This is a genomic window from Pseudomonas sp. MIS38, assembly GCF_019891575.1.
GTDB classification, from domain to species: domain Bacteria; phylum Pseudomonadota; class Gammaproteobacteria; order Pseudomonadales; family Pseudomonadaceae; genus Aquipseudomonas; species Aquipseudomonas putida_A.
The window spans coordinates 1-18,224 of record NZ_JAFLXF010000036.1 but is presented as its reverse complement, the minus strand read 5'-3'; the positions used below and the strand labels follow the sequence as shown (position 1 = coordinate 18,224).

General features: G+C 60.4%; 13 protein-coding genes. 10 read left to right on the top strand and 3 right to left on the bottom strand.

The genetic code is table 11. From position 1 onward, the window contains the following. The first annotated feature begins 19 nt into the window (after positions 1 to 19). Complete coding sequence (locus tag J1G18_RS26910; RefSeq protein ID WP_027611112.1) at positions 20 to 358, top strand: hypothetical protein; 339 nt, start codon at positions 20 to 22, stop codon at positions 356 to 358. A 127-nt stretch (positions 359 to 485) separates the two neighbouring features. Here J1G18_RS26910 and lapD read toward each other — a convergent pair whose 3' ends face one another. Next, entirely contained in the window at positions 486 to 2,432 is a 1,947-nt protein-coding gene (gene lapD, locus J1G18_RS26905) for a cyclic di-GMP receptor LapD (RefSeq protein ID WP_139053425.1), read from the bottom strand. 14 nt (positions 2,433 to 2,446) lie between these two features. Further along, positions 2,447 to 3,139, bottom strand: a complete 693-nt coding sequence (gene lapG, locus J1G18_RS26900; RefSeq protein ID WP_007962016.1) for a cysteine protease LapG — start codon at positions 3,137 to 3,139, stop codon at positions 2,447 to 2,449. A 196-nt stretch (positions 3,140 to 3,335) separates the two neighbouring features. Here lapG and J1G18_RS26895 point away from each other — a divergent pair, with 196 nt between their 5' ends. The 5 genes from J1G18_RS26895 to J1G18_RS26875 all read left to right on the top strand — a co-directional run bounded on the left by J1G18_RS26895 (position 3,336) and on the right by J1G18_RS26875 (position 10,414). After that, positions 3,336 to 4,046, top strand: a complete 711-nt coding sequence (locus tag J1G18_RS26895; RefSeq protein ID WP_098966537.1) for a GntR family transcriptional regulator — start codon at positions 3,336 to 3,338, stop codon at positions 4,044 to 4,046. A gap of 768 nt (positions 4,047 to 4,814) precedes the next feature. Next, on the top strand, positions 4,815 to 5,591 hold the full coding sequence (locus J1G18_RS26890; protein ID WP_135294688.1) for a DUF3050 domain-containing protein: 777 nt from the start codon (positions 4,815 to 4,817) through the stop codon (positions 5,589 to 5,591). Next, positions 5,588 to 6,517, top strand: coding sequence for a diiron oxygenase (locus tag J1G18_RS26885; RefSeq protein WP_135294687.1), 930 nt, complete (start codon positions 5,588 to 5,590; stop codon positions 6,515 to 6,517). Before J1G18_RS26890 ends, J1G18_RS26885 begins: the two co-directional genes overlap by 4 nt. Positions 6,518 to 6,530: 13 nt before the next feature. Continuing rightward, the gene (locus tag J1G18_RS26880; protein ID WP_223009398.1) at positions 6,531 to 9,923 is read left to right on the top strand and encodes an amino acid adenylation domain-containing protein; all 3,393 of its coding nucleotides are present in this window, start codon (positions 6,531 to 6,533) and stop codon (positions 9,921 to 9,923) included. A 23-nt stretch (positions 9,924 to 9,946) separates the two neighbouring features. Continuing rightward, positions 9,947 to 10,414: an SRPBCC family protein gene (locus tag J1G18_RS26875; RefSeq protein ID WP_134785117.1), complete on the top strand. Its 468-nt coding sequence runs from the start codon at positions 9,947 to 9,949 to the stop codon at positions 10,412 to 10,414. A 126-nt stretch (positions 10,415 to 10,540) separates the two neighbouring features. Here the strand turns inward: J1G18_RS26875 and J1G18_RS26870 are convergent, their stop codons facing one another. After that, entirely contained in the window at positions 10,541 to 12,421 is a 1,881-nt protein-coding gene (locus J1G18_RS26870; protein ID WP_098966529.1) for a methyl-accepting chemotaxis protein, read from the bottom strand. 311 nt (positions 12,422 to 12,732) lie between these two features. Between J1G18_RS26870 and J1G18_RS26865 the strand changes: the two genes are divergently transcribed. The 4 genes from J1G18_RS26865 (at position 12,733) to J1G18_RS26850 (ending at position 18,077) form a co-directional block, all read left to right on the top strand. Further along, positions 12,733 to 13,233: a sigma-70 family RNA polymerase sigma factor gene (locus J1G18_RS26865; protein ID WP_098966527.1), complete on the top strand. Its 501-nt coding sequence runs from the start codon at positions 12,733 to 12,735 to the stop codon at positions 13,231 to 13,233. Continuing rightward, the gene (locus tag J1G18_RS26860) at positions 13,233 to 14,234 is read left to right on the top strand and encodes a FecR domain-containing protein (protein ID WP_223009395.1); all 1,002 of its coding nucleotides are present in this window, start codon (positions 13,233 to 13,235) and stop codon (positions 14,232 to 14,234) included. The genes J1G18_RS26865 and J1G18_RS26860 overlap by 1 nt, the downstream gene beginning before the upstream one ends. Positions 14,235 to 14,321: 87 nt before the next feature. Next, on the top strand, positions 14,322 to 16,823 hold the full coding sequence (locus J1G18_RS26855; protein ID WP_223009393.1) for a TonB-dependent siderophore receptor: 2,502 nt from the start codon (positions 14,322 to 14,324) through the stop codon (positions 16,821 to 16,823). Between the two features lie 75 nt (positions 16,824 to 16,898). Beyond that, complete coding sequence (locus J1G18_RS26850) at positions 16,899 to 18,077, top strand: PepSY-associated TM helix domain-containing protein (protein WP_223009391.1); 1,179 nt, start codon at positions 16,899 to 16,901, stop codon at positions 18,075 to 18,077. Positions 18,078 to 18,224: the final 147 nt, after the last annotated feature.

The following is an 18,224-nucleotide window of genomic DNA, read 5'->3' as shown; positions in this document are numbered from 1 at the left end:
TCTTTCTGAGGGATGCTCAATGTTTTACGTGCAACGCGATGCGCAAGGTCTGTTGATTCGCGTGGAAGCCGCGGCCTACGCCGAGGCCACGGAAACGCTGCCGGCCGACAGCCATGAAATCCAGGCCTGGTTCGCCAATGAAGTGGTGGAAACCAGCCTGAAACAGCTCAAGCAGAGCGACCTGGAAATGATTCGGGTACTCGACGACCTGATTCAGGTGCTGACCCAGAAAGGCGTGATCCGCGTCACCGACCTGCCGCCGGCGGCGCAGGCCAAGTTGATGGACCGCACCCAGGCGCGTGAGGCATTGGGCGGGTTGAGCCAGTTGATCGATGATGATGAAGGTGGGCTGATCTGATCCCGCATATTCGTTGAATGATCTGACCCCTTCGCGAGCAAGCCCGCTCCCACATTTGAAATGCATTCCAATGTGGGAGCGGGCTTGCTCGCGAAGGCTGATTTACCGACAACGAATAACGAACAGGTTACTTCCAGGGCGTGGGCTCACCAAACAACTGCCCCTGCACCCCATACAAGCCCATCTCGCGAATCACCGACAACTCGCCCTCGGTCTCCACCCGCTCGGCAATCAACGGTAGATCGATGCTGTGCGCCGCACGCTGGATCGCTTCGATGAACAGGCGCTTGTCGCTCTCCTGATCGATGGCGCGGATGTAACTGCCATCGATCTTCAGGTACGCCAGCCCCAGCCGCGCCAGGTTGCCGATCATGCTGAAGCGTCCACCAAAGCGCTGCAGGCTCAGGGAGAAACCGAGTTCACGCAGGCGCCGGGTCAACTGCTCCAGCACCGCTTGCTCCGGCAATTGCTCCTCGCCGATCTCCAGCGTCAGGCGCTCGCCGAGGTCGGAGTGTGCGCGCAGAATCTCGAACACTTTGTTCAGCGCTTGTGGATCGGCCAGGGTTGCCGAAGAGAGGTTCAGCGCCAACGAATCCTCATGCCCTTTCATCTGCTCCAGCACGCGCTCGAGCATCAGACGGTCCAGTCGCGCGGTCCAGCCAAAACGCTCGAGCCACGGCAGGAAACGCCCGGCCGGGATGGTCTGGCCCTGTTCATCCAGCAAGCGCGAAAGCACTTTGTAATGCAGCACCAATTGCGTGTCCTGAGCGGCCACCACCGGTTGGAAATACAGTTCGAAACGCTGCTGATTCAGCGCCTGATCGAGCAAGCGATGCCAGGCGTGGTGATCGTCACCGACGTCCGCCACCAGGCTCTGATCGATGCACGCCCAGTTCTGCTCGCCCTGCCCCTCGGCCTGCGCCAGCGCCTGATCGCCCAGGGTCAGTACTGCTTGCGGTGAATCGCCGTGGGCAAACGGGGCGAGGCCAATGGAAGCCACGGCCGGCACATCGGTTGCGCCAGTGGCGTGCAGGCTGCTCAGCGCGCTGTCGAGGTTCTGCGCCAGTTGCAGCGCTTCTTCGCGCACCAGTCCCGGCGCCAGCACGGCGAATTCACCACCGCGAATACGGGTGACGAGGTTCTGGGTTTCCGGATATTTGGCGCACTCGCGGGACAGTTGCTCGCCGACAGCTTTCAACAATTCATCGGTGCGCTGACCGCCCAGACGCTGATTGAGCCCGGCCAGATCCTTGACCCGCAACAGCAGCAGATAACCGGAACTGGCCTGCTCCGGGTTGCTCACGCGGTTATGCAGCTGCATCTCGAAATAGCGCCGGTTGGCCAGCCCCGTGAGGTTGTCCTGATAAGACTCGGCACGCAGTTTTTCGCTGCGCTCGGCCTGCTCCTGGAACAACGCCTTGAGCTTCTCGACCATCTGGTTCATCGCCTGCACCACGCGCCGCAGTTCCGGGGTACGCGGCAACTCCGGCAGGCTGAGGAATTCGCGGCGGGCGATGGCGTGGGACTGTTTGACCATGTAATCCAGCGGGCGCAATTGCCGGCGCAGCAGCAACGCGCCGAGCACTGCACTGACCGCGCCGCACAGCAGCAGCCAGCCGAGGCTGCCCAACGCGCTCTGCCACAGCTTGGCCACGGCAAACATCGGGTGACTGACCACCTCGACCCGCGCCGCCTGCTCCCAGCCACGGCTGACCAGCGCGTCGCCACCGGCCGGCTCCAGGCCGATCAGTTTGACGAACCAGTCAGGCACATTGCTCACCGCCGGAATCCCGCTGCGCTCGACAATGGTCTGGTCGGTCTTGAGATCGACCACGCGGATGCTCGCGTAATAGCCGCTGTCGAAAATCGAGCTGACCAGCAGCTCGACCATCGCCGGGTCGTCGATATTCGGCGTCAGCGACAACGCCAGCGCCGTGGCGGCGTCCTGGGCATGGGAGCGCAGCTGGTTGACGTACTGGGTGCGCGAGCTCTCCAGACTGACCATGAAGCTGCCGGTGAAGGCGACCACCAGGAACAGACAGATAGCGATCAACAGCTGTTTGAACAAAGACATCTGAGCGCGTGCTCCTAGTTAGTCGTTTCGACCGGGAAACCTTCGGCCTGCATTTTCTTCAGCACATCCTGCCAGCGCGACAGGCGTTTGGTGTCACCGACCTTTTTGTTGCCCTTGGCTCCCGGCAGGTACAGACCTTCAGCATTGAAAGAGTAGACCGGCAGCAAATCGGTTCGCTGGGACGCAGGCTGAATCGGATCGATCAGGCTGTCGAGCACCAGCGGCATGGCATCGGGTGTGGCGTAGTAAGTCAGCACCATGTGCGCGCGATTCTGGCGCAGTGCCTTGACGTAGGTGATGCGCAGCTTGTCACTGGAGACCCCGAGATGGCGCAGGCTGAAATACTTGGCGATCGCGTAGTCTTCGCAATCGCCGGCGCCTTTCCACAACGCTTCGATGGGCGTCTCCCAATAATCGACCTGCCCCCACAGATCGATATCTTCTACATAACGCACCTGTTTGTTGAAAAACAGGTTCACCACTTTCAGCTTTTCCATCTCGCTGACCTGTTTCTGCGTGGCCAGCAGGTTTTGCCAGGCATCGATCCGCTGCTGCCCGGCACCCAACGGGCCGTAGAGCGCCGTAGCCTTGCGGCTGATCGCGGAAAAATCCCAATCGGCATGCAGGCCGCCCAGCATGACGCCGGCCAGCAACAGTGCGCAGCCTAGCCAGCGCAGAGTCCGGGGGATCGCGAAACGTACCGCCACAGCAGGTTTCCAGGGGGCAGGAAGGAAAGCGTTTGATGGTGAAGCTTAGCCCGGCAAAAAACAATGGCACCATGAGATCATCGCCATCGCGCTAAACTTCATTCAGGACAGCAATCCTTTACATGGTTTGACAACCTGTAGAGCAATCACTAGTGTCTTTGGATCCAAATTCCGTCGTCATTCAGGGTGAGTAGTTGTGACACAGAAGCCCAAACCGCTGCACAGCATCAAAGTCGATGGGCCGATTCCCGCACACCTTGCCCGCTCGATCATCGAAGAAACCCTGCGCTCGGCGATCCTTGACGGTCGCTTGCCGTGCGGCACCGCCCTGCGCCAGCAGGATCTGGCCGACTTGTTCGGGGTCAGCCGCATGCCGGTGCGCGAGGCTCTGCGCCAGCTCGAAGCGCAGGAACTGCTGAGCGTCACCACCCACAAGGGCGCCGTTGTAGCGCCGCTGATCCAGGGCGACGCCACCGAAACCTACGAGTTGCGGATCCTCCTCGAATCCGAGGCCATGCGCCAGTCGATCCCGTTGCTGACCAGCGCCGATCACGCGCTTGCCGCCGGCTATATCGAAGAACTCGAAACCCAGCACGACTACAGCGAAATCGGTCGGCTCAACCGTCTGTTCCACATGGCCCTGTACAGCAAGGCACCGAATAAGCGTCTGCTGCGGCTGGTCGAAGACGGCCTCAACGAGGAGGAGCGCTTCCTGCGTTTCAATCTCGAAGCCATGGGCCTGGGCAAACTCTCCCAGGAAGATCACCGCGCCATGCTTCAGGCCGTGATCGCGCGCGATGTCGAGCTGTCGGTGAAGTTGCTCACACATCACCTCAACCGTGGCGTCGAGGTCATCACCCGCTTCCTCGCCAGTCCCGCCGGACAAAACCGCAAGGCCGTGCGCTGACACCCTTCACGCCGGTCTCAGGCCTTCGCGCCTGACCGGCGAATAACCCGCTTACAAATCCTCTCCCCGATCCTCCGCAAACCTGGTGGCGGATCCGCGTGTTCGCTCTACCCTCCCAGCGCTCGCAAGCCCGCCATTGCGGCTCGGCGCGGACGAATCGGTCATAGCCGTCCCGCCAATTTACCCGCACTCTTTAATGGCCACCCCATGAAGAACGGGCGACGCGCCGCACCGCCGGCGCAGTCCCCGCACCAGGAACCTACGGAAGGAGCCTTGCCACGGGAAAAAGGGAAGTTACGGCGCCGTTTCCGGCCCACTTTCATTCCTATACATCACATTCAATTTCCGCTTCTTAAAGTTGCTTTGAGTGAGGCATTCACTCTTGTCTTCAATTTTGGCCATTATTTGCCGAAAGGAGCAACTACGCCCAAGTAAAACTTAAACCAAAAGTTTTACCGGGCCGACTCATACTTGAAAAACACACAACTAAAAATAATTAAAAATAAACTTGTTAAGTTATTTGACGATGTATTAGCTTTTCCTCGCCGAGCAGGTTCTACCTGCAAACACGGCACGGCTCCGCAGTCATCCAATAGCTTTGGCAAATATTCGCCAACGCATGGTCGAGAGCCTTTCATGCACTTTGCAAACTTTCATTAATCCGAATGAGGCCCGCGTTCGCCAATAGAAAACATTTCAAACTTATCAAGTCCGTGTTGATGCACTGAACGAGCAACTCCCTCTATTCCAATAACACCGAGGTTCGCCATGATGCCAACTAAAGAACAACTCGCCCTGAAAAAAGCGCAATTGAGCGTTCACCCGATCTTTACCGAGATCGATTCGTTATCGGTACTGCGCCGGTTCATGGAATCCCACGTCTTCGCCGTGTGGGATTTCATGTCGTTGACCAAGCGCCTGCAGCAGGAACTGACCTGTACGCGGCTGCCATGGTTACCGCCACGCGATCCGCATGCTGCGCGGCTGATCAACGAGATCGTGCTCGGCGAAGAGTCGGATGATCGTCCCGCCCACGGCCATTACAGCCATTTCGAGCTGTACCTGGACGCGATGCGCGAAGTCGGTGCGAGCACCACGGCGGTCGAACGGTTTGTCGCGCTGCAACAGGAAGGCGTGAGTTACGACGTCGCCCTGCAAAGCGTTGAGGTTGATCCGGCAGCGGCGAAATTTGTGCGCGAGACGCTGCACACCGCGCTGCACGCACCGGGCCACAGTGTCGCCGCCGCGTTCCTGCATGGCCGCGAAAGCGTAATCCCGACGATGTTCCAGCGCATCCTCGATGACTGGGGGATCGGCATCGAACAGGCACCCACCTTTCGCTATTACCTGGAGCGCCACATCGAGGTCGACTCCGAAGATCACGGCCCGGCGGCAGAGCAACTGCTCGAGCGCCTGGTCGATGGCGATCCGCAGCGTGAAGCCGAGGTCTACGCCAGCGCCATCGCGGCCGTGGAAAGCCGCATCGCCCTGTGGGACGGCCTGCGTCTGAGCATGCGTGAACCTTTGGCGGAGGTGGCCCAATGAACGCCGCCGACTATCAATCCTTCGCCGACGCCTGGGAAACCCGCGCCACCATCCGCACCCGGCCACGGCGTGTTCTGGAAGACGATGAACGCCTGATCTATCCGCTGAGCCGCCAGCCCCTGGTGCTCAGCGAAACCTTCCTGCGCGAGTGCCCGCAGCAGCGTGATTTTGCGTTGGTGCAGACGCTGTACAAGTTCATCAACGACGTGGTGATTTTCGAAACCGAAATCGTCGACCAGACCGCCCGCGCCATCGCCAAGAATCGCTTCGCCGTGCCGTTCCCGTTCGCCTGTCGCTACGACGCCATGACCGTGGTGGTGGACGAGGATTACCACGCGCTGGTGGCGATGGACTTCATGCAGCAGACCGTAGCCATGACCGGCATCGAGCCGATCGAACTGCCCACTGAAATCGAATTGAGCCGGGCAATTCCTGCCGCTGTGGCACTGGCGCCCGAACACCTGCGCAGCGCGGTGGAACTGATCTGCGTGGCCATCGCCGAGAACACCGTGACTGGTGACGTCGCCGCATTCGCCCGGGACGACACGGTCAAGCCGTCGATCAAAGGGCTGATGGCCGATCACCTGCTCGACGAGGGCCGGCACTCCAGTTTCTGGGCGCGCATGGTGCGCATCTATTGGCACACCGCCAATGACGCGGACCGGGAAACCATCGCGCAGATCCTGCCGGTGTTCATCGGCCATTACCTGACCAACGACATCCAGAAGTCCTTCGATCTGCGCCTGATCGACGCCTTGCCGGTCAGCGAGGCAGTGCGCCGCTCGCTCAAGGACGAAATGGCCGGGTTGGCCTTCCCGATCAATCGCCACCATCCGCTGGTGGGCAACATCGTGCGGTTTTTCCACAACAGCTCGCTGCTCGACACGCCCTGCGTGCAGCACGCCCTGCGTGACTATCTGGTTTGATGAGGAGGCCGACATGAGACGTCTCGACATTTTATTGATTGGCGCCAGCCAGGCCATGACCGACCTGGCGCAGGAACTCGAACAACACGGTCACTCCTTACGGCGCAGCGGCGCGGCGCAATCGCCAGTAGATCTGATCATCGACGATGGCTTCATCGGCGCCGGCGATTTCTGCGCCATCCCGCACCTGCATCTGCGCCTGGGTATCGCTGCGCAGCGCCTTGGCGGTTTACCGACGCTCGACCTGCTGTGCTTCCTCGGCTCGTCACTGATCAGCCGTGTGCCGATTGGCGATGAGCCGTCCGGCAATGGTCAGGCACTGCGCCAGCGATTGCTGACGCAGGTGGTAGACGAAGTCGCGCTGCTGGTCAGCCGTTTCTCCCGCGATGCCGAGTATTTTCAGCAGGCATTGCCGGCCACGGCGCCGGACTTTGAACAGGTGGAGGACCTGTCGTTTCTCGACAGTCTGGCTTACGTCCATCGCCTCAACGCCACGACGCATCCGGCATTGTTGCAACAGGCGCAGACGCCGTTGATCGAACGCCTGCAACGCAGCCTGATCGAACACGCCGAGCGACCGGCGCTGCACCTGGCCGAGCACTCGCTCAGCTACCGCCAGTTGCACGCGCACAGCCGTGCGATCCAGCAACGTCTGCAGCCACTGCTAGAGCAGCATCCGCAGCCGTGGATCGTGGGTATCTGCCAGCCGAAAAGCCCGGCGCTGTTCGCCTCGATTCTGGCGGTGCTCGGCAGTGGCGCAGTGTATCTGCCGCTCGAGCCGAGTCATCCTTTGCAGCGCCAGCAATACATCCTGCAAAACGCCGGCGCGGTGTTGTTGCTGCACGACGGCGAGCATCCGCTCGGTGAGTCGATGCCCGGGTTGGATGTCAGTCATATCGACAGTGCCGACGCCGATCTCAGCCAACCGTTGATGCGTCAACGGCCGACGCTTGAAGCACCGTGCATGGCGCTCTACACCTCCGGCACCACCGGGCATCCGAAGGGTGTACTGCTGAGCCAGGCGAACCTCGCGCACTTTACCGCGTGGTACGCCGATTACGTGCAATTGCGCGCCGAAAGCCGGGTGTTGCAGTTCTCTTCGCTGAGCTTCGACTCATCGCTGATCGATATCTTTCCGACGCTGCTCGAAGGCGCCGAACTGGTGGTGCCCGATGACACTCAACGCCGCGATCCGCTGCAGTTGGTGGCGTTGATCCGCCGCCGGCAACTGACCCACGCGTTCCTGCCGCCGGCGCTGTTGAGCATCCTGCCGCTGGAGCATTTGCATGGCGTCGAAGTGATGACCGGCGGCGACGTCTGCGAGCCCTTCGTCATCGAGCAACTGACCCGTCAGGGCAAGCTGCACAACCTCTACGGCCCCACCGAAGCGACGGTACTGATTACCGCTCGCCAGCTCAAACCGGGTGACAGCAACCGCACTCTTGGCGCACCGATTGCCAACAGTCAGGTGCTGATTCTCGATGACGATCTGCAACCGGTGCCGGATAACACCGTCGGCGAATTGTTCATCGTCGGCCCCGGCGTTTGCCTCGGCTATCTGAACAATGCGCAGCAGACCGCCGAGCGCTATCTGACCCTGCAACTGCCGCACGGTGAGACCTTGCGCGCCTACCGCAGCGGCGACATGGCCAAGTGGGGCGAACATGGCATCGAGCTGTGCGGACGACGCGACAATCAGGTGAAGATTCGCGGTTTCCGGGTCGAGCCGGAAGAGATCGAGCGCTGCCTGCGCGAGAGCCAGTTGTACCGCCAGGTGGCGGTGGTGATCGACCATCAGCGGCGGATTCTGGCGTTCCTTGCGCAGCCGCAGTCGGACGCTGCCCGCGATCTGTTGAAGGCGCATGCCCAGCAGTTTCTGCCGGACTACATGCAACCGGTGGCGTGGACTGAACTGGCGCAGATGCCGTTCGCCAGCAACGGCAAGGTCGACCGCAAGGCGTTGCTGGAGCTGCCGGTGAGCGTGCAGGACAGCGGCCCGAAATGCCTGCCGGCAAACGCTGACGAAGCGTTGCTGCTGGAGATCTGGGCGGAACTGCTGGAGTTGCCGAGCAGCGATATTTCCACCGACGAAAGTTTCTTCAATCTCGGTGGGCATTCGATTCTGCTGTCGCGGATGTTGCTGCGCTTGCGTGAGGAGTTCGGGCGCAGCATCTCGATCAACCGCTTCATCGAATTACCGACCATCATCAAACTCGCGACGCTGGTGCGCGGTACCGATGACAGCGCGGTGCTCAGCGCCCAGGCCATGGCCGACGCCGAACGCCCGCTGAACATCGAGCCGCTGCCGATCAGTCGCCTGGGCGATGTGCACAAGGTGATTGTCACCGGCGCCAACAGCTTTGTCGGCGTGCACATCGTCGAAGCGCTGCTCGGTTGGGGCGCCAGCGAGGTGGCGTGTCTGGTGCGTGACGGCGGCGGGCAAACCGCGGCGCAGCGGTTTGCTCAGGCGCTGCGTGAGAACCGCCTCGAGCACCTGGATCTGAGTCGGGTGCGGATCTATTCGGCAGACCTCACCCGCCCGCAACTGGGCCTGACCGACGACGATTATCAGCGCCTCGATCGCGAGTTCGGCGCACTGGTGCACAACGCCGCCAACGTCAACCACGTGCTCGATTACGAGTCGCTGGCAGCGGATAACGTCGAGCCGATTTTCGAGCTGCTGCGCCTGTGTGAAGGACGCAGCAAAAAGGTCTTCAACTTTGTCTCGACGCTGTCCGCTTCAAGCACCGTCGATGGCGAAGGCCGAGTACTCGAATTGCCTGCCGCGCCGACCCCGCCGATCTACATCCGCAACGGCTACAACCTGTCGAAGTGGGTCGGCGAACGCGTCCTCGAACGGGCGCGCGAGCGGGGGGTGTGGGTCAACCTGTATCGCCCCGGCAACATCAGTTTCAACAGCCTGAGCGGCGTCTGCCAGCCGCACAAAAACCGTTTGATGCTGATGCTCAAAGGCTCGATCCAGCTCGGTCAGGTGCCGGCCTTTGCGCTGAATTTCGACCTGATGCCGGTGGACTTTCTAGCGCGTTTCATCGCCTTCCACGCCAGCCGCTATTCGACCGAAAGAGCGGTGTTCAACCTGCACAACCCCGAACCGCTGAGTTGGGATGCCTACGTCGCCTCGTTCCGCGAAACCGGCAGCGAGTTTTCGCTGGTCAGCGTCGCCGACTGGCAGCAGCAACTGGGCCGGGTCGATGCCGACAACGCGCTGTTCGGCGTGCTCGGTTTCTACCTCAACGGCTTCGAGGAAGACATCGGCGACATCTCCCTGATCGGCCACGCCAACGCTGAAGCCGGCGTGCAACAGATGGGCGCGCACTACCCGGAAAAATCTCCGGCACTGCTGCGTCGCGGCTGCGATTACCTGAAACAGATCAACTTCATCTAGTTCACCCAAAAAGGAGCAACACCATGAGCAATCTGCAACCCGACACCCTGATCAAAAACCCGCACGGCTGCCACGTTGTGTCGTCGGTGGAAGTGCCGGCGGACGCGGCGCAGGTCTGGGCGGTGGTCGGCAATTTCGCAGGCTTCGACCGATTCATTCCGGCGCTGTCGCACATCGACATGACCGGCGACGGCGTGTCTTCGCTGCGCAAGAAATTCTTCAAGGACGGCAACGTGGTGGTCGAACAACTCAACTCACGCGATGAGCAGGCACGGGCCATGACCTGGACCACGATCTACAACACGCTGGGTGTGGCCAATCTGTGGGCGGCGATGAATGTGGAATCTTTGGGGGCGGGCAAGTCGCGGGCGACCTGGACGATCATTGCCGAGCCGGCTTCAGGTGGGGAGGAGGTGCTGCCGGGGTTCAAGGATTTCGTGCAGGGGTTCGCCGATGATGCGATGGGGAATGTGCTGAAGCTGTTTGTCTAAGGCTTCGGTTTGGCAGTGACTGATCTGCCGCAATCGCGAGCAGGCTCACTCCTACAGTTGGAATGCGTTCCCCTGTAGGAGTGAGCCTGCTCGCGATCAACGATAACGCGGTCTCGAATCTGAAAATCAGATCTTGAAGCTATCGACCAACTGCTTCAACCGATTCGCCTGCTGCGACAACGCATCACAATCCTTCAACGTTTCATTGAGGTTGGCGACGCTCTGCTGGTTCAGCAGGTTGATCTGGTTGACGTCGACGTTGAGGGTTTCCACCACCGCCGTCTGCTCTTCGGTTGCAGCGGCCACCGACTGGTTCATGCCGTCGATTTCACCGATGCGCTGGGTCACGCTGACCAGGCGCAGACCGGCCTGATTGGCCACTTCCACGCTCTCTTCGCTGGACGCCTGACTGGCGTTCATGGTGGTCACCGCTTCACGCGAACCGACCTGCAAGGAGGTGATCATCTTGTGGATCTCTTCCGCCGATTCCTGGGTGCGATGCGCGAGGTTACGCACTTCGTCCGCCACCACCGCAAAACCGCGCCCGGCTTCACCGGCACGGGCCGCTTCAATCGCCGCGTTGAGTGCCAGCAGGTTGGTCTGCTGCGAGATGCCTTTGATCACATCGAGGATGTGGCCGATGTTGTCGGTGCTGGCATTCAGGGTTTCGATCTGGGTGCATGACAGGCTGATCTTCTGCGACAGCTCGGTCATCGCCTGAATGGTCTGCTCGACCACCTGACGACCGTCATCGGCCTGCTCGCTCGCGCCGCTGGCGTGCTGCGAAGCGTCGGCGGCGTTGCGGGCGATTTCCTGAGTGGCGGCGCCCAACTGGTTGATCGCGGCGGCCACACTGTTGGTGCGCGCGCTTTGTTCGTCGGAACCGATGATCGAGGCGTTGGACGAGGCCATTACCCGTTGCGACAGGTCGTGCACATGACGGGTAGCCGAGGACACTTCGGAAATCGACGCGTGAATGCGCTCGACGAACTGGTTGAACGCGCTGCCCAGTTCGGCGAACTCATCCTTGCCTGCCACGACCAGACGACGGGTCAGGTCGCCTTCGCCTTGAGCGATGTCCTGCATCGCGCGGCCCATAGTGGTCAGCGGACGCATCAGGACGTTGATCAGCAGGCTCAGCAGCAGCGCAATCGCCGCGACCGCGACGAACATCGCGATCAGCGCCGAAGTACGGAACTGGCTGAGGGCGGCGTAGGCCTTGTCACGATCGATCGACAGACCGATGTACCAATCGGCATTCGGCAAACCGCTGACCGGGGTGAACGACAGGATGCGTTCCTGGCCATTGAGCACTACGTTCTGGTTGCCCTTCTCGATGCGCACGCCGGCGTTCGGGTAGATGTCCTTGAGGTTCTTCATCACCTGGTCTTTGTCCGGGCTGACGATCACTTGGCCGTCACCGCTGACCAGGAATGCGTGGCCGAGGCCACCGAAGTCCACCGAGTTGATGATCTTCACCAGGGTTTCCAGGCTCAGGTCACCGCCGACCACACCCAGCAGTTCGCCATTCTTTTTCACCGGCATGGCGATGGTCACGACCAGACCACCGACCGCCGCCATGTATGGCGGGGTCAACATGGTTTTGTCGGCGACCACGGCCTGCTTGTACCAAGGGCGCTGACGCGGGTCGTAGCCGTCGGGCATCTTCGCGTCAGGGCGCTGGGTGAATACTCCGTTGGCCTGACCGACGTAGGTGAACTGGAAGTTCGAGGTAAAGGCCGGTTGATCGACCAGCCCCGGGAAGTCGGCGTCCTTGCCCTGATGGGCAACGTTCTGCGCGAGGTTTTCCAGCACCAGAATTCGCCCGCTCATCCAGTTCTGCACGCTGCTGGCGGTCAGATCGCCGGCCTGCTGCACAGACGACTGGAGGTTCTGGCGAATGGTGTTGCGCTGCAGATAGTCGTTGTAGAGGGTGAACAAAGCGAAAGCCAGGACCACGACGCCCGAGGCTGCCAACAGGATTTTATGGCTGAACTTGAGATTCATTTCATGGGACTTCTTATGCAAAAGTGGGGATGCGTTCCGGGATGCAACATTCCATGTACAGCGCAGGCGGCGTTCTGACGGCCGCTCTACTTTGGTGCACGCATGTCTCACCAGTCTGTCGGCACCATTCACGGAAATCTTAGGGCTGCGTGGGAAATGGCCTGCATTTCTGTCAGATTCCCGCCGAACGGCGTGCCAGAGCGTTCGCCACGAAGTTTTTTTGCTGGATCTCCGAGCAGAGGTTGCAAAATTCGCAGCCCCTGATAAAAATGCGACTAATTATCATTTGTGACGTTCGGGCTGTCGCGTTCATGTCCTCACCTGAGTTTGCAGTGCAGGCGCTTTACAGGAGTCATCACGGCTGGCTCAACGCCTGGCTGCGGGCGCGGCTGGGCAATGCCGCGGATGCCGCAGATCTGGCCCAGGACACCTTCGTCCGCCTGTTGCAGCGCAGCGAACGCCTGGAACTCAAGGCGCCTCGCGCATTTTTACGCACCATCGCCCGTGGCCTGGTGATCGATCATTGGCGTCGTGAAGAAATCGAACGCGCCTATCTCGAAACCATCGCCCATTTGCCCGAAGCCGAAACCCCAAGCGCCGAAACCCGCGCGCTGGTAATCGAGTTGCTCGAGAGCATCGCGCGCATGCTTGAAGGCTTGCGACCGAAAGTGCGTCAGGCGTTTCTGCTGGCGCAGTGCGAAGGTTTGACCCACAAGCAGATCGCCGCGCAGATGGGCTTGTCACTGCGCTCCGTCGAACGTTACGTCGCCGATGCGCTGTATCACTGCTACGTGTTGCGGTACGCAAGTTGATGCCTGTGGATAACAACTCAGTCGCGCGCCGCGCCGAGCCGCAGCAACAGGTGGTCAAGCAAGCCATCCACTGGTTGCTGCGGCTGCGTAACAACCATGGCAATGCGCGCCTGAGTCATCAGTGCGACGCGTGGCGCGCCGAACATCATGAACATGAACTGGCCTGGCAGCGCGTGCAGTCGCTGCAGGCGGAATTGAGCCATAACCTGCGCGCAGTGCCCGGCGCGCACGTGGCGTTCAATACGCTGGAAAACAGTGCGCAAGGGCTGGGGCGGCGACAAGCCTTGAAGCTGCTGTCTGGCGCGGTGCTGATGGGCTCCGCGGCGTGGCTGGCCAAGGACACCTCCGTCTGGCAGCAGTGGCGCGCTGATTACGCTACGGCGACCGGCGAGCGTCGCGGGTTCCAGTTGCCCGACGGCACGCGGATCGAGCTGAACACTGCCAGCTCAGTGGATCTGGACTACACCGCGCAGCAGCGGCTGATCAAACTCACTCGCGGCGAAATCATCGTCACATGCGGCGGTAACGATGAAGGCGCGACGTTCAACCGGCCACTTCGCGTGCAAAGTCGTCATGGTATTTATGAGCCGATAAAAGCCCGCTTCATCCTGCGTCAGGACAGCGATTGCACACGGCTCACCGTCAGCTCCGGGAGCGTCTTCATCCGCAGCGGCGCAACCTCCGTCGAGGCACTCGCGGGGCAGACCTATCTGATCGATCATCATCAGGTGCGCCCGGCAGCGCCACTGGATATGGACGTGGGCGCGTGGGCCGACGGTTTGATTGTGACCCGCAATATGCGCCTGGGCGATTTCCTCAATGAAGTCGGGCGTTATCGTCAGGGCTTTGTGACGTGCGCGCCGCAGGTGGCGGACTTGCGCCTGTCCGGGGTGTTCCGCCTGGAGGACACCGACACGCTGCTGGCCATCCTGCCGCAGACCCTGCCGGTGCAATTGCGTTATCGCACCCGATGGTGGGTCACACTCGAGGCGGTGGCCTGAAATTATTTTGGCGGGTTTTCGCGACAAGTCCGGCTTGGTCAGTAAGCACTTCAACTCAGCCTTTGCGACTTGCCACGGAAACCGACAATGACTGTCCGCCTCACCTGTAAGAAACCGCTGAATTTCACTGCCGAATCGGGCCTGCTGCGCCACGCCGTTCGCGCCGCCCTGCTGTCCACCGTTCTGGGTGCCGGTGCGCTGCCCGGCCTGAGCGTCGCCGCCCCTGCCAGTGAAGCGAGCAGTCATCGCTACAGCATCGGCGCCGGCCCGCTGGGCGAAGCGCTGAACCAGTTTGCCCGTCAGGCCGGCATTACCCTGGCGATGACTCCGCAGCAAACGCAGGGACAACAGTCTCCGGGCGTACAGGGCGAATATTCAACTGATCAGGCGTTGAGCCATTTGCTTAGCGGTTCGGGCCTGGAAGCAGTCAGCCAGGACGGCAGCAGCTACGTCCTGCGTCCTGTCAGTGAAACCGATGCGCTGGCACTGCCAACCACCGATATCAAAGGTTTCGCCCTCGGCAACGCACTCGGTAGCATGGAAGGCTACAACGCCACCCACAGCCAGATCGCCACCAAGACCAGTACCGCGTTGCTGGAAACTTCGCAAAGCGTGTCCGTGGTCACCCGCGAGCAAATGGACGATCAAGGCTCGCAAACCGTCTCCCAGGCGATGCGTTATACCCCCGGCGTGCTGACCAACCCTTACGGGGCGACCCATCGCTACGACTATGTGGCGATGCGCGGCTTCAACGATGGCTCGGTGGATAACATCTACCTCGACGGCCTCAAGTCGATGGGCGACAGCGGGACCTACAGCACCATGCAGGTCGATCCGTATTTCCTCGAGCGCGTGGATATTCTCAAAGGCCCGTCGTCGGTCTTGTATGGCCGCAGTTCGCCCGGTGGCCTGGTGGCGCTGACCAGCAAAAAGCCGTTGTACGAGGCCTATCATCAGGTTCAGGCCACGGTCGGTACCCAAGGTCAGCGCGGGGTCGGGTTTGACTTCAGCGGCCCAGTCGATGACGACAAGCGCATTGCCTATCGTCTGACCGGTTTGTCGGATCAGTCCGACACACAATTCGACCACAACAAGGAAAAACGCTTCGCCCTCGCCCCGACCCTGAGTATCGATTTCACTGAAGACACCTCGCTGACACTGCAGGCGTATCTGCAACATGATCCGGATGGCGGCTACCACGGCGGCGTGCCGGCGGACGGGACGATTCATCAGCGCAACGGTAACCGCATCCCGCCGCACTTCTTCGAGGGCGAGCCGGGGATTGATGGCTACTCGCGGGATCAGCAATCGTTCGGCTATCAGTTCGAACATCGCTTCAACGATGTCTTCACGGCGCGGCAGAACTTCCGTTACCTCGACTCCAAAGTGAACATGGATCAGGTTTACGCCTATGGCTGGACGACGCCAACCAGCAACGAACTTAACCGCTACTACACCGGCGGCGATGAACGTCTGCATGCGTTCATCGTCGACAACATGCTGCAGGCCGAATTCTTCACCGGAGCTACCAAGCACACCGTGTTGATGGGTGCGGACTATCAGCGGCGCAAAACGGTGGTCGACTGGACCAGCGGCGGTCTGGCGCCGATCAATGCGTTCAACCCGGTCTATGGCAACTCGGCGATCGATATGTACGGCGACACCAGTTACCTGCGGCGCCTGGAGCAGACCGGGGTCTACCTGCAAGACCTGATCGAGATGAACCAATGGCGGTTTTCGCTGGGTCTGCGTCAGGACTGGGTCGAGACGTCGGATGAGAACCGTATCGCCGAAGCGGGCCGTCCGGTGGGCACGGAAATCAACGACCGCCGCACCAAACTGACCAGCCGCGCTGGTGCGTTGTATCTGTTCGATAACGGCCTGGCGCCGTACATCAGCTACTCCGAGTCGTTTAACCCGAACTCGTATGCCGACAGCGCCGGCAATCCTCTGCCGCCAACTGACGGGACGCAATGGGAAGTCGGCCTGAAGTACCAGCCGCCGGGCACCGACAACCTGTTCACCGCCTCGCTGTTCCGCATTGATCAAGAAAACCTGGCGACCAAACTGCCGCAGGAAAACTTCTACCGCGCGGTAGGCGCTGTCCGTTCGCAAGGGCTGGAACTGGAAGCGCACATGCAGTTGACCGACAACCTGAAAGTACTCGGCAGCTACACCTTCACCGATATCGAGTACTCGAAGTCGATGGTCAGCACCTTGAGCACGCCGACCGATGTGATCGAGAACAAAGGCAACTCGCCGACTCAGGCACCGCGGCACATGGCGTCGTTGTGGGCTGACTACAAATTCGACAGTGCCGCACTCGACGGCCTGCGCCTGGGCGGTGGTGTGCGTTATGTCGGTTACAGCTGGGCGGATGCGGAAAACACGCTGAAGGTACCTGCCTACACCTTGTTCGACGCATCCATCGGTTATGACCTGGGCAAGGTCGGCTTGAAGGGCGTCGACGTTCGCCTGAACGCGAACAACCTGACCAATGAATCCTACGTAGCCTCCTGCGCGAGTCTGAACTTCTGCTACATGGGCGAAGAGCGCAACGTCGCCGCCACGGTCAGCTACCAGTTCTAAACCTTTGCCTTGTGCATAAAAAAGCCAGCCCCTGTTTTCAGGGGCTGGCTTTGTCGCTTCTGTGGGGAAATTCTCATGCGCGCATTGTTGGTGTTGTTGCATCGCTATATCGGGCTGGCAACAGCGGTGTTTTTGCTGCTGGCCGGGATCACCGGAAGCATTCTTGCGTTCAATCATGAGTTGGATGAGTGGCTGAATCCGCAGTTCTACGCGGCTTCATCTGAGGGGCAACGATTGCCTCCCGGGGCGTTGGTCGACGCTGTGCAGACCACGCATCCGAAGCTGCAGGTCTGGTACATGGAGTATCCGCAGGAGGCGGGACATACCGCCATGTTGGCGGCGGTGCCGCGCAATGATCCGGCGACCGGCAAACCGTTCGATGAGCGCAATCAGGTGTTCTATCTCGACCCGGTGAGTGCCGAGCAGAAAGGCCAACGTTACTGGGGCGAGTGCTGCTTTTCCCGGGAGAACTTCATTCCGTTCATTCTTGAGTTTCATTACAACTTGACGCTGCCCGGAAACTGGGGCTTGTGGTTGATGGGGCTGGTTGCCAGCGCCTGGGTGATCGATTGTTTCATCGCGCTGTGGCTGACGTTTCCTCGTGGCAAGCCGTTCTGGAAAAAGTGGTCGGCGGCCTGGAAGATCAAGGGCGGCCACGTTTATCGACTCAACTTCGATCTGCACCGGGCCGGTGGATTGTGGCTGTGGTTGTTGTTGCTACCGATTGCGGTCAGCAGTGTCGCGATGAACTTGCCCAGTCAGGTCTTCAAACCGGCGGTGTCGCTGCTTTCACCGATCGAGCCGAGCGTTTATGAGGCTCGAGGGCGAATGCCTCCATCTGAGTTGGGGGTGACACAGTTGAGTTATCAACAGGCGTACGAAAGGGCATTGGTCGAGGGGAAGAGGTTAGGACTGACAGCGGCGATCGGGGAGTTGTATTACAGCTTTGAGTACAACTTCTACGGCGCAGGATTCGGGCAACACGACACTGAAGCGCATGGCAAATCCTGGTTGTTTTTCCACGGTACTGACGGGCGATTATTAGGTCAGGAAATTGCCGGACAAGGGACACTGGGGGAACGGTTTTACCGCTTGCAACTACCGATACATGGCGGACGGATCATCGGCTTCACCGGGCAAGTGATCATCGCGGTATTGGGGGTTCTGATCGCGGGGCTATCGGGGACTGGCGTCTACATCTGGTGGCGCAAGTGGCAGGCCCGGCGCATCAGCAAGGCTCGCAAAGCGGCCTGAGTTTTGGGAGCCCTGAAACGACAAAACCCCTGGCTGCGTTAGCAGACAGGGGTTCTGGAATTTAATCTTGACGATGACCTACTCTCACATGGGGAAACCCCACACTACCATCGGCGATGCATCGTTTCACTTCTGAGTTCGGGATGG

What these genes read in the sequence shown, in the direction of transcription:
- J1G18_RS26880 (WP_223009398.1), top strand. Translation starts at nt 6,531, where the DNA reads ATGAGACGTCTCGACATTTTATTGATTGGCGCCAGCCAGGCCATGACC.
- lapD (WP_139053425.1), bottom strand. Translation starts at nt 2,432, where the DNA reads ATGTCTTTGTTCAAACAGCTGTTGATCGCTATCTGTCTGTTCCTGGTG.
- J1G18_RS26875 (WP_134785117.1), top strand. Translation starts at nt 9,947, where the DNA reads ATGAGCAATCTGCAACCCGACACCCTGATCAAAAACCCGCACGGCTGC.
- J1G18_RS26860 (WP_223009395.1), top strand. Translation starts at nt 13,233, where the DNA reads ATGCCTGTGGATAACAACTCAGTCGCGCGCCGCGCCGAGCCGCAGCAA.
- J1G18_RS26885 (WP_135294687.1), top strand. Translation starts at nt 5,588, where the DNA reads ATGAACGCCGCCGACTATCAATCCTTCGCCGACGCCTGGGAAACCCGC.
- J1G18_RS26890 (WP_135294688.1), top strand. Translation starts at nt 4,815, where the DNA reads ATGATGCCAACTAAAGAACAACTCGCCCTGAAAAAAGCGCAATTGAGC.
- J1G18_RS26855 (WP_223009393.1), top strand. Translation starts at nt 14,322, where the DNA reads ATGACTGTCCGCCTCACCTGTAAGAAACCGCTGAATTTCACTGCCGAA.
- J1G18_RS26850 (WP_223009391.1), top strand. Translation starts at nt 16,899, where the DNA reads ATGCGCGCATTGTTGGTGTTGTTGCATCGCTATATCGGGCTGGCAACA.
- J1G18_RS26865 (WP_098966527.1), top strand. Translation starts at nt 12,733, where the DNA reads ATGTCCTCACCTGAGTTTGCAGTGCAGGCGCTTTACAGGAGTCATCAC.
- J1G18_RS26870 (WP_098966529.1), bottom strand. Translation starts at nt 12,421, where the DNA reads ATGAATCTCAAGTTCAGCCATAAAATCCTGTTGGCAGCCTCGGGCGTC.
- J1G18_RS26910 (WP_027611112.1), top strand. Translation starts at nt 20, where the DNA reads ATGTTTTACGTGCAACGCGATGCGCAAGGTCTGTTGATTCGCGTGGAA.